Origin of the sequence: Candidatus Gorgyraea atricola, assembly GCA_030765235.1 — a bacterium.
GTDB classification, from domain to species: domain Bacteria; phylum Omnitrophota; class Gorgyraeia; order Gorgyraeales; family Gorgyraeaceae; genus Gorgyraea; species Gorgyraea atricola.
Window position 1 is genome coordinate 1 of sequence record JAVCCW010000008.1, and the last position, 13,156, is coordinate 13,156.

Sequence of the window (13,156 nt, forward strand, 5' to 3'; positions counted from 1 at the left end):
ACCAAGCCCGTTAGTGAACTGACTTGTAAGGGACTGTCGTTTTACCTAAGGCACTGCGCGCCGACCCCGTTAAGGGAGCGACTTTCTGAATAACCTATTAGGTTATTTGGAAAGTCGCTTTTTTTTGGATTAAAACTGGAGATAAGAAATGTCCCGATTCGTATTTGAGAAGAAGATAGGAAGTGTGGAGTTAGGCGAGCCTAAAGAAATCATTGCTCGGCTAATACAGTATCATGACCAGAAAGAGAAAACTTTAGACTTACGTCTCTACATTAATGGAGACTTCTGTCGTTTTACCAGAGCAGGTTTAACAATCCCAGTAGGGTTGTTGCCTGCTTTTTTTGATTTTATAGATGGAATTAAAACGAGCCTAAACGAGACGATACAAAAAGGAGTGAAAAAAACAAATGTACGAGCAATTCTGGGAAGAGAGAATTCAAAATGTGGAAATAGTAGGCAATCAGATAAAAGGTGATTGTCCTATTTGTGACAAAGAAAGACATTTCTACGCAAGTATAGATACAGGTCAGTTTGACTGTAAGTCCTGTGGCATACAAGGTAATGCTATTACCTATCTAAGAGACTATGAGCATAAAAACAACAATCAGATTACGGAATGCCTGAAATCATGCGGAATAAATGGCAATGGTTATGTTTTATCCACATCCCGCAGCAATATTCCGTGTAAGTATTTTGATGAGGGTTTAGTCGAGCGTTATGTTAATAATATTTCAAATGATAAACTAAAGGAATTTGCTCAAGAGCGAGGTTTGCCAGTGGAAGTCTTGAAAAAATATAAAATTGGAATAAACGAAAGAGGCGAGTTTTCCCTGCCTGTATATGATATAGAAGGCAAGATAAGAGACATTAGAAGAAAAAGAATAGGCTCGGATACTATTTCTTCCGCAGGTGCGGAGGTGTTTCTATTTGGCATAGAGGATTTACTATTAAATAATCGGATATTTGTAACTGAGGGTGAATGGTCAAAGATGGCTTTAGAGGTGCAGGGATATCCTTCTATTGGCGTTCCTGGGGCTTCTATTTTAAAGGACGAGTGGGTTACTTATTTTATGAATAAAGAAGTTAATATTGTATATGACTTGGATTCAGGCGGAGAAAATGGGACAAAGAGACTAATTAAAAAACTAAAGTCCATAGCCAAGGAAATAAAAGTTATTCACTTGCCGAAGGAATTAGGTGAAGGTAAGGATATCAGAGATTTTTTTAACAATGGTGGAAGTAAAGAACAGTTTGAGGAGTTGATAAGACAAGCAGAGATAGTAAAGTGCGGAGAGAGCATCCCTCTTTCATTGTCAGAATTTATGAAACAGGATATCCCTCCTCTCGAGTTTTATATTTCAGACCTGCTTCCCAAAAAGGGCAAAGGAATGGTTTCAGCACAAGCAAACATCGGTAAAAGCATATTGAGTCAAAATTTGGCTTTAGCAATGGCTTCTGGCAAAGAGAATTTTCTGGGTAAATTCAGCATTAGCCCTGCGAGAGTGCTCTACCTTGATTTGGAAATGGGCGAATCAGCCTTAAAGGAAAGATTTCAAAAGATGCGTGCACAGGAAAATCTTACTGTTGATAATCTCTTTGTTAAGTATTTACCTTCACTGAACCTTTTAAAGGTACAGGATAATCAGTTATTGGAAAGATGGATTACAGACCTGAAGATTGAGGTGCTTATTATTGACCCATTAGGCAATGCTTGGCTTGGTAACGAAAACGAGCAAGAGCAGGTTAGCCGATTGACAGCATATTTGAATAATCTGATTGATAAGTATAAAATCTCTATTCTTATAAACCACCATTGGAGAAAATCCACAAAGGCCTTTAGAACTGGAGGTCAGATGGCAGCGGGTTCTTATAGATGGGAAGCTTGGCTTGATTGTCATATAACCCTTGAGGGAACTTCTGCAGGCATTACCGTTTCAAACCAGAAAAACCGCAACAGGTCGAGATTTAGGCCCTTTATAACCAAGATTAACGAACAGAACCTTTGGTTTGAGTTTTTGGCTGACTACGAGAATAAATTTGACGAAAATACCCTGCTTACGCTTTTTGACAGTTTTGGCTTGGAGAAAGTAGCGATTCCAAAACTTATTAAGCAAGCTAAAGAGCAAAGGATATGTTCAGAAACCACATTGAGGAAATTGCTTAAGGATATGACCCTGTTTAGAATAGATAAAGAAGGAAAGACTCATTATTTGATTAAAAAGGATTTATTAAATGATATTTCATCGTAGTAAAAGGGGTAGTGTGTGATTTTATATTTAGGTAAAGGGACATCGTAGTAATGTAGTAAAAGGGGGCTAATACAATTTTCCTTACAAAACAATCTGCAGAAGAATAAGCAGCAGTTTTACTGCTTATCTCTGCCGTTGTTGACAGTCGTAGTAACGTAGTAAGTATATATAAAGAGTGTGCGATTCTACTAAGATGATTTTTAGAGATTGAAAGACAGCAAAAGTTGACTTGATGTATGGTGACACAGAGCTATAATCACGGAGGTTATAAAATGACAGATAACGATATGATGTGTGTAGAGGATATTGCACGGCTGCTTCGCATTTCACCGAATACAGTTCGGCGGCGGTCGTGGAGAACTCGTACAACTATACCGCTGAGACGAATTGGTAAGCGGCTGTATGGATTGAGGCCAGAAATAGAAAAATGGTTCAGGGGACTTAATGGCTAAGAAATGTAGGGGCATAACGCATATTAAAGGTAAGACTTATCTCTTCGACCTGCAGGTTAATGGTATAAGAAAGCAAGTCCGTGGTGAGGCAGATTCTCTTAAAGAGGCACGGCATGTAAGAGATGAGATGAGGGTGGAGCTAAGGAAGCAAGTATCTATGCCTCAAGGAGTCCAGGAAAGATTGAATGCACCTTTTGAAGAAGTACGTGAAAAGCTTTTCGCTGATTTGCTTTCCGACAAGCTTTCCCATAGCAACATGTTACGCCATGAAATAATCTTCAGGCGTCTATTTGGAGATTTTAGAACTTTGAGATTTCCTCATATAAAAAGCGTTAGCCAAGTGACTCTGCCGTTCTTCCTTGAATACAAGGCATATTTTGTAAACGACTTACGACATAGCCCTACAGGTGGCTGGCGGTCAGAGCTTACTTGCGTAAAATCCATGATGAGGCGTTTTAGAAAACTTGGCTATTGTAGTAAGGAAATTATAGAAGATTTAGCAGAGATAAAAAGACCACCACACAATAAGAAAGACTATCCAGATATTTCTAATAGTAAGCTTAAGGAGCTGTTGGATTTTATCAAACGGGATAGACCCGATTATTATCCCTTGATTTACTTTATATCCAGGACAGGCAGGAGAATTAAGGAGACTACCTTGATAGAGAGAAAAGATATAAACTGGCTTGGCTTAAATCCTATCAGGATAAATATCAGGGCCGAGACCACAAAGGCAAGGGTGAAGGCTCCGATTGAGACATTTGATGAGGGTTTAAAAGATGCAGTGAAACAGGCGTATAATCTTGGCTCACGACACAAAACGATTTATTTATTCTGCAACAGACTGGGCAATAAATGCTCCAAGAACAGCGTAAGGACTTATCTGAAAGAAGTAAGTAGTAAAATTTTAGGAGTGAAAATAACGCCACACTATTTTCGCCATCGTTTTCTAACTATCTGCGGTAAGGAGAATGCACCTATAGTTGATATTATGAACATAGCAGGGATTAAAGATATAAAAGTTGTTATCGGCTATTATAGCCACACTACAAAAGAAGGGCAAAATAAAGTTCTTGCGGCAACAATGGTGGTGTGATATGATAAAAACGAAATTAAGTCAGAAAAAACGTGATGAAAAATGTGATTCGAGGGTCATTTTGGCTATAAAAAATAGTCATTCTGGGCCTCGGCACCACCCTACGCTCATATGGGGCTAATCTTCGAAGCATGCTTCGGGTGGCAAGCCACACATAACATGCTACGAAGAATCGCTATATGTGAGTGGCGGGTGGTAAACCACCTAAAAAAAGGAGGGGTTATGAAGAAGTTTCGTTTGGTGATGTTGGTTGTAGTTGGAATGATATGTATTGCTACTCTTGCATTTGCTGATGTTCCCCGCGTTATTAATTATCAGGGTAAATTTACTGATAAAGACGACAATCCTCTTGCTGGAAATTATTTAACGACATTCAGGTTCTATGATGTGGCTTCAGGAGGCAATATTCTCTGGGAGGAAGGCCATATTCTTACCATACAAAATGGACTTTTTAACGCGCTTTTAGGTTCGATAAAGCCTATTGATGTAGATTTTAATAAGAATCTTTGGCTGGGTATAGAGATCGCGAGTGATGGCGAGATGTCGCCGCGCATAAAGCTGGCAAGCTCTGCCTATGCGATGAATGCTGAAAGCATTGATATGCTGGATTCAAGCCAGCTATTACGAAATGATATAGATTCAGTCATGTCAGGTTCTCTCATCCTAAAAAAGGACCTGGTCTTGACTGATGGCCAGGGTCAAGAGTATTTCTTGTGGATAGACTCTACTGGAAGCTTGCGCCTGAAACAGGGAAAACCCACCTCTGATAAAGACGGCGACCTTATCGCAAAACAAGGCTCTGGTAAGATCTCCAGCGCTTTTATGCAGAATGCCAGCGTGCTTCTTCTGATCGTGGCTATTTTGATATTTGGCCTTGTGCTTTATTCGCTGAAGAAGAAATAGACCTATGTTCCGACCAAAAGGATTTACCTTAATAGAGCTTTTGATAGTTGTTATAATCCTGGGCATACTTGTTGCCATTGCTATACCTGTCTATACTAAAACCATTGAAAAAGGAAGGGCAGGGGAGGCTTTAAGCACTCTTAGATTGATCCAGGTGGAAGAGAAGAGATTCTTTTCCAGGAATGGCTCGTTTACCTATGACATAAATGATTTGGAGATGGATGATCCAAATGCAGATGCCAGTAGATATTTTGATTATTCTGTACACGAATATTTAACAGATCTCCCGAATTTTGAGGCAAAGGCAAAGAGAAGACCTGGTGGCACGCCTTTATATACAATACACAAGGATGGTGTAGTCTCAGGGCCTATGTAGTTTTAAGGAGGAAGGTATGGTTAAGAGAACAAGAAGCCTTTTTACGATAAAAAGCAAACTGCAATTTAAGTATGCAGTGGTGCTCTTGTTTTGCATGTTGGTGCCGAGTGTATTTATAGGTATCTGTATGTATTATTTTATGTTTATGATAGTGAGCCAGGGCATGGGCGCTCGCGGGCCTATCGCATATAACTTATTTCCCTTATTGCAAAAGGTGAATTTGATGATGTCAGTCGGGCTTTTCTTTATACTTGTTGTTTTTCTAATGATAGGGGTCTATATTTCGCAGAAGCTTATTGGACCTGTTGAGCGCATCAAGAAGGACTTAAAGCAGATCGCGGATGGCGATATAAATCACAGGATAAGAATGCGTAAGAGCGATGATTTCGCGTTTATAGCTGAAGCAGTGAATAAGATATTAGATAAGAAGTGATCTAGAACTCTTCGATTTCCCCGTCGGTATTTATAGTAAAACCTCTATCCTCATCTTTTAAGGTAGCTGTTATCTCCACATCATTATAGGTGGCTTCTGTTATCTCGTAAGCGTATTTTTCATCCACGGGTTTTTTTACAGATAGAAGATTCCACTCGTCAGTAAATCTTGCATGGTATCCATAGAAGTCTTTTTCATCCTCAAGTAGGAGTTTGAGATTGAGCTTTGCCTTTTTTTCCCAAGAGGTCTCTATGTATTTTGAGATACCTACGAGTGTTATAGAGGATAGTATTCCAATGATTATTACAGAGATGATGATCTCGATCAGGGTTAAGCCAGAGTTTTTTTTCATATGCCGCTGCTAAAATGCGTATGGCCTGTGACTTTCCACTCTGTAACTACCAGGTCAGATGAAATGGTAGCGCCGGGCGCACCGGTGGCGGGGTTAGGTGGAATAGAATAGGTTGGAGGGCTTCCTGTTGTTCCAGGGGTAGATGTAGATGTGTATTTAAGGCTATCTGTCCCAGGCACCCTAGTAGTACGATAGAAACGCGCAGCCTCCCAGGTCTCGTCATACCAGGCTTTTATAGTACTCTTTGATTTAGAAGAGGGGGGATTTCCTGCGTCATCTCCTTTCGCGTCATTTACAAATGCCAGGACTATCATGCTGCAAAAAATAATTGTTATTAGCGTCTTCATAATCACCTCACTTGTTTAAGGCCGGAGTATATCCGACCTCAAATTCATATTCTGTTTTTCCCTCTTTAAGGGCCTTTTCTATTGCTTGAAATCTTTGCCTGGGTATAGAACTCAACTTTTTTTTAGAGGCCTCATCATGATCTTTACGCGCAATAACGCCTTTACCTAACGCGAATCCGCATGCAAAGAGCGCTATCAGTAATATTATTCGAAATGTATATGGCCGTGAACTTTCCATTTTGTTATCACCATGTCTGGTTGGAGAATACAATAAGGACCTTCTGGTGTTCTTTCTATCTCACCCGTTACTGGTGTATCCATGCGGCTAGATGGATCAAAAGAAGCATAACCATTTTTTGTAGCCACGTATGATTGTGTGGCCTTCCAGTGCTCGTCATAGTAGACGCTGGCTGGCTGTTCTCCGCCAGAGACCTCTCCTTCAGGCGGAGAGGCCTGCAGGTTATTAGAAAAAATCCCTAAAACTCCGCCCAAAACAAATAATGCAATAGATGCTGCTAAAAACAATGACTTGTGAAGTTTCATCTTTACCCTCCTTGTTTTAGTTATTTTCCTCCTGCGCCTCCAAATCCTCTGATATATAAAGGAAATGCCCTTGGGCCAGAAGCAGTCATATAATAAGTCCTATCCAGGCCAAAGGGAGATTTTACCATGCTGAGTATTTTATAATTTGCAGAGCCAGGGGCCTTTGTTATATTATAATAAATAGCATAAGGTTTGCCATCTATTTCGAATTCCAGATTTCTTTCTGTCCACTGCCTTCTGGAAGGACCTATGTTCCCTTCGCCAAAATCAAGCATGGCAATGGATATGCCTGTCTCGCACAGGTAATACGCGAGAAATCTGTCTTTATAACCGTGTATTGAGTCTATTCTTGCATTGATGAGTATATAGAGATATAGTACAGCCAGTGTAAGCACGATCGTTATGCTCGAGACAAGCATAATAGCCACACTACCTTTTGGATTTCGCAGCTTCATCATGGTTTAGTTGATTATTGCTTTTGGGTTTACCCTATTTCTTCCCACAAGAGACGTTCTTAGTTTTATAGGATATGACTCCTCGTGCTTGGCCTCTATCTCTATGGCCAAACGCTGTTCAGTAGGATTTCCATCAACATCTCTTGCAACAACCTCTTCAATGAACTTTAGACTTTCAATATCTGTCAAGAATGCCTTTGCTGGCGCGCCATCATCTATATCATAGTCATACAGGACTTCTTTTGTATTATCATTGTAGTAGATCCTGGCTGTCCTTTTCTTCCCGCCATAGAGCACATCAAACTTTACATCTTTTCCACTCATGCTGACTATTGGATCATTGTCACTGCGCAGTACCCTCTGGACCATATATTCAAGGCCACTGCCTAATTTAGACATGGACATCAATACATTTTTGTCCACGTCTCTCTGGATGATGCCGATGTATTTTCCATAGAGCGACGCAGTCGCTACTATAAACCCCAGCAACAGCACTGAGAGTATCAGCTCTATTAACATGAAACCTTTTGTTTTTAATGGAGATGGAGTCGCTTTGTGTGACATTATTAGTTAGTTTGTATCTTTATCTTCTTAAAGTGGACGCTTCCTCCAAGGTACCATGTCCAGTCGTTAGCGTCGTAGCCTGGGGCGTCAGGGTTCCAGTCGTGCCAGTCTCCGGGGCCTTTGTCATGATCCCTGTCTGGCTGACCTCCATAACGGAAGGTGATAGTGTTGCTGCCTTTTTTTAGGTCATAAGAACCATGAGATACCCATACTTCCTTTGGACCATTAGAGCCGTTATATTTATCCGAGATTATAGAACCAGTAATGCCATTATTTACTTGCAGACAATATTTTTCTCCGATCTGCGCTTCGCCTGTGTATTGAGCAAGGATCAATAACTCATAGGTATCTTCTCTGGGGACATCAATGGCGATTGGTAGTCTTTCTTTGTACTTATCATTTACCCATGTTGATACACCAAATTCTTTAGTTATTGGCCCGGATTCAATAACCTCTATGTCAACACTTGCTGTGTCTATCTCCCCATCATCGTCAGTTACTTTGAGCTCGGCGGTATATGCTCCTTCAGAGTTATAGATGTGGCTGGTGGTTGAGCCAGTGGCATTTTCTCCATCACCAAATGTCCATTTATAAGAGGCAATGCTTCCTGAGGATCCTGAGCCGTCAAAGGCTACTGTTAAAGGTTCTGGTCCAGATGTAGGGGTAGCGATAATGTCAGCTTCAAGTGATTCTCCTGAAGCAGGAGAGACTGTTATAGTGACACTTTTTTTGCCTGTTTTGCCATCTTTGTCAGTGACTGTAAGACTGACAGGGTACTCAGCCTGGCTTGTTCCGCAGGTAAAGCTGCGTGTATCTTGTGCCTTGCTACTTGTTCTAGTATGTCCAAAATCCCAGAAATAAGAGAGATTGCTTTTATTTGCATCATCAGGGTCGTAGGATCCAGAGGCGTCAAAGGCTACTTCTAAAGGTGTTTCTCCAGAAGTAGGGATGGCGCTGATGACAGCTACAGGTGATTCTAATGTAGGAGGAGTACCAGCATAGACTGTTATAGTGACACTTGCTGTGTTCTTTTTACCATCTTTATCAGTGACTTCAAGACTGACAGGGTAATTACTAACAGTCTGGTTTGTTCCACAGGTAAAGCTGCGTGTATCTTGTACACTGGTAGTTGTTCTCCCATGTCCAAAATCCCAGAAATAAGAGAGATTGCTTTTATTTGCATCATCAGGGTCGTAGGATCCAGAGGCGTCAAAGGCTACTTCTAAAGGTTCTGGTCCAGATGTAGGGGTGGCGATAATAACAGCTACAGGTGGCTCTAATGAAGGAGGGGCTTCAGTGACACTGATTTCAATAGTTTCTGTATCTGTCGCGCCCTCATCATCAGTGACTGTGAGACTGGCAGTATATGTTCCTTTAGAGTTATAGACATAGGTTACAGTTATGCCCCTAGCTGTATCGCCAGTTCCAAATTTCCAAAAATAGTCGATAATCTCTCCATCAAGGTCTTCAGAACCAGCTCCGCTAAAAGTTACTGTTAAAGGCGCGTCTCCGGAAGTGCGGTTGGCACTAATATTAGCTATAGGTGCTTTATTAAGAGGCGGTGGAGGCACAACTGGCAGATCCTTGCCTTTTTCCCACCAGAAATCCTGTATCTCTAATTTAAGCTGGTTATTTGTGGTTATGGGTATTGCAGCGACTTTTATCTCATCCTGTTCCCCGTCCTTAACATTCCACGAGACATTTATGTCTTGCCTGTAGGCCTTGTAGAAGTTTGTATCTTCTTTGACTTCGTAAGAGATCTCTACGCTCTCAGGAGTTTCAGTAGGGACAAGTTCTTTTTCCTGGATCTCTCCCATGAGCGCAAATGGATGGATGGAGCTGGCAGGGTCAAAGTTTTCCCATTCCTTTAGTCCGTAACCTTCTGAAGTATCTACTCCGCTGCCGTAATCTTTTTCTCCAGGCGCATGTTTATATAGCATCTTAAATGGATTAGCAAAATCCACGCTTTCCCCGAATTCTATCACATCCCTTGCCAGGTTCGTGGCAGTATAAAAGTAGGAACTTGTAACCATTCTCTCGTCAAGCACTGCGAATAGCTTTAAGGACGCAGCTATCCCAAAGCTCAGAATGAGCATTGCTACGATTATTTCAATTAAGGTAAGGCCTTTATTATGTCTACTCATAGGCAATATTAAGGGAAAATCCCCTATACTATAAGTATACCATATATATTTGAGATATTCTAATATGAAAATGTGAAAAATTTGCTTTATATTTTGAGAGAAAGCCTCTATAATAAAGAGAATAATACGCCGATGTAGCTCAGTTGGTAGAGCAGGGCTTTCGTAAAGCTCAGGTCGGAGGTTCAAATCCTCTCATCGGCTCCGTCCTACACTCACATGTGGTGAATCTTCGAAGCATGTTTCGGACGGTAAACCACCTTTAGTCTCCGAAGCATGCTTCGGAGACTAGCAGCACATGAGCGTAGGAGACCTACGCTCAAATATAGCGATTCTTCGTAGCATGCTTCGGGTGGTAAACCACCCATAACATGCTACGAAGAATCGCTATATGTGAGTGGCGGGTGGCAAGCCATCAATCTAAATGACCCGACTACGCGATCTTCTAAAAGATAAAGATTTTTCACTTCTCTGGGTTTCGCAGATCATCTCTAATTTTGGGGATAGGCTTAATCAGATGGCATTGATAGGTCTTGTGTATGCCCGTACGCCAGGGTCTACGATAGAGCTTGCCAAACTCCTTTCCTTTACAATCATCCCTGTTTTTATTATAGGACCAATAGCTGGCATATATGTAGATAGATGGAATAGAAAGCGCACTATGATATTCTGTGATCTATTAAGGGGGATATTGGTGCTTTTCATCCCTTTTGTTATTATGCATTCTAAAAGTATGCTGCCTGTTTATATGATGGTATTTATTGTGTTTTCTGCGACTCGGTTTTTTCTGCCATCAAAGTTTTCCATAATACCTGATATTGTGCATAAGGATAAACTCTTGCTGGCAAATTCTCTGACATCCACTACCATGATGATCGCCACTATAGTAGGATTTGGGTTTGGCGGCATAATAGTGGGACTGGTGGGCGCAAAGGGCGGGTTTTATGTGGATTCAGTTACATATTTTGTTTCTGCAGTAATGATCTCTTTTGTTGTAATGAGGTTTAGGGGCGCGGCAAAGGGCTCAGGACCAAGGGAGAAACTCAGGAAACTTATAAAAAAGACAGTGCTGGACGATATAAAGGAAGGGATTTTATACATCAAAGGCCATAAGGATATAAGGATGGTGGTGAATACCATGTTTTTGCTTATGGCAGGTGTGGGCTCTATCTATATTATCATAATAGTCTTTGTGCAGGAGGTGTTGCGTTCTTCAACAGAACATCTGGGGCTTCTTGCCATGTGTTTGGGCGCAGGGTTATTTCTGGGATCTATAGTGTATGGGAAGTTTGGGACGAGGTTTTGTAAAAGAAGGGTAATAAATCTTGGACTGTGTTTCACTGGTCTTATTATAGTTCTCTTTTCTGTAGGACTTATGTTCTGGCCGTCTTTTTTAGTAGCAGGTATTCTCTCAGCGATTCTTGGAATGTTTGCTTCACCGATCGTGGTCTCGGCAAATACCTTGCTTCATGAGGTGATGAAGGACGATATGAGGGGCAGGATCTTCAGCTCGCTCGATGTAATAATGCATGTAGGATTTTTGGTATTTATGCTTTTGACTTCAATGATCGCGGAATGGGTGGACAAAGGATTGATACTTGCAGGGGTAGGAATAATATTTTCTTTTATTGGATTAGTGAAGCTCATTAAAAAATAAATCTATTTTTGTTTCTTTTTTTGTTTCTCTTTCCAGTTCTTTTGACATTCGGTGTAGTAGTTACAGATATTGCAGCAGATGTTTTCCTCATGGCGTTCGCCTCTATACCACTTGGTTTCGCAGGTCCAGTAGACCTGGCAGTCAGTACAGCAATGTCCAAAATCTCCTTTACCCATGTTATATCACCTCTTAACTCAAGTATGCCTTAATGTAAAAGAGTTGTCAAGGACCCCACTTTTTTGTATAATAATATAAGTCATGCCAAAAATGAACTTTATCCACCCTACAGAGTTTAAAGAATCAACGCGTCATAAGAAGATAGAGGCAGCTCCTTTACCTAAGAAGGTAGTTATCCTTTTATCTCAGCATACGGGCGCGCCTTCAGAGCCTCTAGTAAAGGTAGGAGATCTTGTTCAAGCAGGCACGCTCATTGGCCGTTCAAAAGGTTTTATCTCTAGTAATCTTCATTCGAGTATTTCTGGGAAGGTAGTTGCTGTTGATAATAGAGCAGGCATTTCTATAGAATCTGATGGCCAGGATAAAAAAGAGTTTTCTGAGATGCGCAGAGATGTCTCTAGTCTATCCATCAAAGAGATCATAGATATAGTTAAAGAAGCGGGAATTGTGGGTCTTGGCGGGGCTGCGTTTCCAACTCATGTAAAGCTTAGTCCGCCTCCTGGAAAAAAGATAGACACCTTGATCATAAATGGCGCTGAGTGCGAGCCGTTTTTAAGCTGTGATCATCGCATGATGCTCGAGAGGCCCAAAGAGATACTCTTGGGGATCGGGCTAATCGCAAAGGTCCTGGGCGTAAAGGATGTTATAGTGGGGATTGAAGAGAATAAGATGGATGCGATAGAGGCGCTTGGGTCAGCTTTATTTAGCGATAAGGGACAAGGGACAAGGGACAAGGTAAGGGTAGTGAAGCTAAAGACGCGGTATCCGCAGGGAGGAGAGAAGCAGCTTATTAAGGTGCTTCTTAATCGCGAAGTGCCTTCGGGTGGTTTGCCTCTTGATATAGGATGTGTGGTCAGCAATGTGCAGACAGTGTTCAGTATTTACGAGGCAGTATATTTTGGAAAGCCATTATACGAAAGGGTTGTTACAGTTGCTGGAAGCTTCTTAAAAGAACCAAAGAATATTTTAGTAAGGATCGGTACACCTATAAAGGATCTGTTGGAATTCTGCGGGTTTAATGAAACAGTCGATGTCTATAAGATAGTCATGGGCGGGCCCATGACAGGAGTTGCGCAATATAGCCTGGATGTACCTATAATAAAGGGTACGTCAGGGATTTTGGTTTTGGGTAAAGAGTTTGAAGCTGGTGCAGAGCTTGACTGTATAAGATGCGGGCGCTGCATTGACGGGTGTCCAGCTGGTCTTATGCCATGCATGATCGGAATAGGAGTACAGAACAATAGATTTGATATAGCAAGTTCGTATGAACCTAAGGATTGCATAGAATGCGGCGCATGCGGTTATGTGTGCCCGTCAAAGATACCACTTGTACAGCTCATAAAACTGGCGAAAAAGAGATGAAGTAATAGTAGGCCAGGTTTAAACCTGGCCTACTATTACTCATAAAAAT

At 41.3% G+C, this 13,156-nt stretch carries 14 protein-coding genes and 1 tRNA gene; 8 read left to right on the top strand and 7 right to left on the bottom strand.

Annotation, left to right across the window (positions count from 1 at the left end; translation table 11 throughout):
• The first annotated feature begins 407 nt into the window (after positions 1–407).
• The 5 genes from P9L93_01670 (at position 408) to P9L93_01690 (ending at position 5,509) form a co-directional block, all read left to right on the top strand.
• Entirely contained in the window at positions 408–2,249 is a 1,842-nt protein-coding gene (locus P9L93_01670) for an AAA family ATPase (GenBank protein MDP8229793.1), read from the top strand.
• 444 nt (positions 2,250–2,693) lie between these two features.
• Positions 2,694–3,797, top strand: a complete 1,104-nt coding sequence (locus P9L93_01675) for a site-specific integrase (GenBank protein ID MDP8229794.1) — start codon at positions 2,694–2,696, stop codon at positions 3,795–3,797.
• 222 nt (positions 3,798–4,019) lie between these two features.
• Positions 4,020–4,700, top strand: a complete 681-nt coding sequence (locus P9L93_01680) for a hypothetical protein (protein MDP8229795.1) — start codon at positions 4,020–4,022, stop codon at positions 4,698–4,700.
• A gap of 4 nt (positions 4,701–4,704) precedes the next feature.
• A complete protein-coding gene (locus tag P9L93_01685) occupies positions 4,705–5,076 on the top strand; it encodes a prepilin-type N-terminal cleavage/methylation domain-containing protein (protein MDP8229796.1) in 372 nt (123 codons plus the stop codon).
• Between the two features lie 16 nt (positions 5,077–5,092).
• Complete coding sequence (locus P9L93_01690) at positions 5,093–5,509, top strand: methyl-accepting chemotaxis protein (GenBank protein MDP8229797.1); 417 nt, start codon at positions 5,093–5,095, stop codon at positions 5,507–5,509.
• 1 nt (position 5,510) lies between these two features.
• Here P9L93_01690 and P9L93_01695 read toward each other — a convergent pair whose 3' ends face one another.
• The 7 genes from P9L93_01695 to P9L93_01725 are packed head-to-tail and all read right to left on the bottom strand — an operon-like array spanning position 5,511 to position 9,914.
• Complete coding sequence (locus P9L93_01695) at positions 5,511–5,861, bottom strand: prepilin-type N-terminal cleavage/methylation domain-containing protein (protein ID MDP8229798.1); 351 nt, start codon at positions 5,859–5,861, stop codon at positions 5,511–5,513.
• Positions 5,858–6,208 (bottom strand): hypothetical protein, encoded by a 351-nt coding sequence (locus P9L93_01700; GenBank protein MDP8229799.1) that lies wholly within the window; start codon positions 6,206–6,208, stop codon positions 5,858–5,860. The genes P9L93_01695 and P9L93_01700 overlap by 4 nt, the downstream gene beginning before the upstream one ends.
• 7 nt (positions 6,209–6,215) lie before the next feature.
• Positions 6,216–6,446, bottom strand: a complete 231-nt coding sequence (locus P9L93_01705) for a hypothetical protein (GenBank protein ID MDP8229800.1) — start codon at positions 6,444–6,446, stop codon at positions 6,216–6,218.
• Positions 6,413–6,751 (bottom strand): hypothetical protein, encoded by a 339-nt coding sequence (locus tag P9L93_01710; GenBank protein ID MDP8229801.1) that lies wholly within the window; start codon positions 6,749–6,751, stop codon positions 6,413–6,415. Before P9L93_01710 ends, P9L93_01705 begins: the two co-directional genes overlap by 34 nt.
• Before the next feature lie 20 nt (positions 6,752–6,771).
• Positions 6,772–7,209 (bottom strand): hypothetical protein, encoded by a 438-nt coding sequence (locus tag P9L93_01715; GenBank protein MDP8229802.1) that lies wholly within the window; start codon positions 7,207–7,209, stop codon positions 6,772–6,774.
• A 3-nt stretch (positions 7,210–7,212) separates the two neighbouring features.
• Complete coding sequence (locus tag P9L93_01720) at positions 7,213–7,725, bottom strand: hypothetical protein (protein MDP8229803.1); 513 nt, start codon at positions 7,723–7,725, stop codon at positions 7,213–7,215.
• Between the two features lie 47 nt (positions 7,726–7,772).
• Positions 7,773–9,914 (bottom strand): PKD domain-containing protein, encoded by a 2,142-nt coding sequence (locus P9L93_01725; GenBank protein ID MDP8229804.1) that lies wholly within the window; start codon positions 9,912–9,914, stop codon positions 7,773–7,775.
• Positions 9,915–10,042: 128 nt separating this feature from the next.
• Between P9L93_01725 and P9L93_01730 the strand changes: the two genes are divergently transcribed.
• From P9L93_01730 to rsxC, 3 genes are all read left to right on the top strand, one after another.
• A tRNA-Thr gene (locus P9L93_01730) sits at positions 10,043–10,115 on the top strand.
• Between the two features lie 220 nt (positions 10,116–10,335).
• Positions 10,336–11,568 carry an MFS transporter gene (locus P9L93_01735; GenBank protein ID MDP8229805.1) on the top strand — a complete coding sequence of 411 codons (1,233 nt, stop codon included), beginning with the start codon at positions 10,336–10,338 and terminating at the stop codon, positions 11,566–11,568.
• Positions 11,569–11,826: 258 nt separating this feature from the next.
• The gene (rsxC, locus tag P9L93_01740; GenBank protein ID MDP8229806.1) at positions 11,827–13,107 is read left to right on the top strand and encodes an electron transport complex subunit RsxC; all 1,281 of its coding nucleotides are present in this window, start codon (positions 11,827–11,829) and stop codon (positions 13,105–13,107) included.
• The last annotated feature ends 49 nt before the right edge of the window (positions 13,108–13,156 follow it).

Excerpts from the sequence above, each read along its gene's own strand:
- P9L93_01670 (MDP8229793.1), top strand. The coding sequence starts at position 408 with ATGTACGAGCAATTCTGGGAAGAGAGAATTCAAAATGTGGAAATAGTA.
- P9L93_01675 (MDP8229794.1), top strand. The coding sequence starts at position 2,694 with ATGGCTAAGAAATGTAGGGGCATAACGCATATTAAAGGTAAGACTTAT.
- P9L93_01680 (MDP8229795.1), top strand. The coding sequence starts at position 4,020 with ATGAAGAAGTTTCGTTTGGTGATGTTGGTTGTAGTTGGAATGATATGT.
- P9L93_01685 (MDP8229796.1), top strand. The coding sequence starts at position 4,705 with ATGTTCCGACCAAAAGGATTTACCTTAATAGAGCTTTTGATAGTTGTT.
- P9L93_01690 (MDP8229797.1), top strand. The coding sequence starts at position 5,093 with ATGGTTAAGAGAACAAGAAGCCTTTTTACGATAAAAAGCAAACTGCAA.
- P9L93_01695 (MDP8229798.1), bottom strand. The coding sequence starts at position 5,861 with ATGAAAAAAAACTCTGGCTTAACCCTGATCGAGATCATCATCTCTGTA.
- P9L93_01700 (MDP8229799.1), bottom strand. The coding sequence starts at position 6,208 with ATGAAGACGCTAATAACAATTATTTTTTGCAGCATGATAGTCCTGGCA.
- P9L93_01705 (MDP8229800.1), bottom strand. The coding sequence starts at position 6,446 with ATGGAAAGTTCACGGCCATATACATTTCGAATAATATTACTGATAGCG.
- P9L93_01710 (MDP8229801.1), bottom strand. The coding sequence starts at position 6,751 with ATGAAACTTCACAAGTCATTGTTTTTAGCAGCATCTATTGCATTATTT.
- P9L93_01715 (MDP8229802.1), bottom strand. The coding sequence starts at position 7,209 with ATGATGAAGCTGCGAAATCCAAAAGGTAGTGTGGCTATTATGCTTGTC.
- P9L93_01720 (MDP8229803.1), bottom strand. The coding sequence starts at position 7,725 with ATGTTAATAGAGCTGATACTCTCAGTGCTGTTGCTGGGGTTTATAGTA.
- P9L93_01725 (MDP8229804.1), bottom strand. The coding sequence starts at position 9,914 with ATGAGTAGACATAATAAAGGCCTTACCTTAATTGAAATAATCGTAGCA.
- P9L93_01735 (MDP8229805.1), top strand. The coding sequence starts at position 10,336 with ATGACCCGACTACGCGATCTTCTAAAAGATAAAGATTTTTCACTTCTC.
- rsxC (MDP8229806.1), top strand. The coding sequence starts at position 11,827 with ATGCCAAAAATGAACTTTATCCACCCTACAGAGTTTAAAGAATCAACG.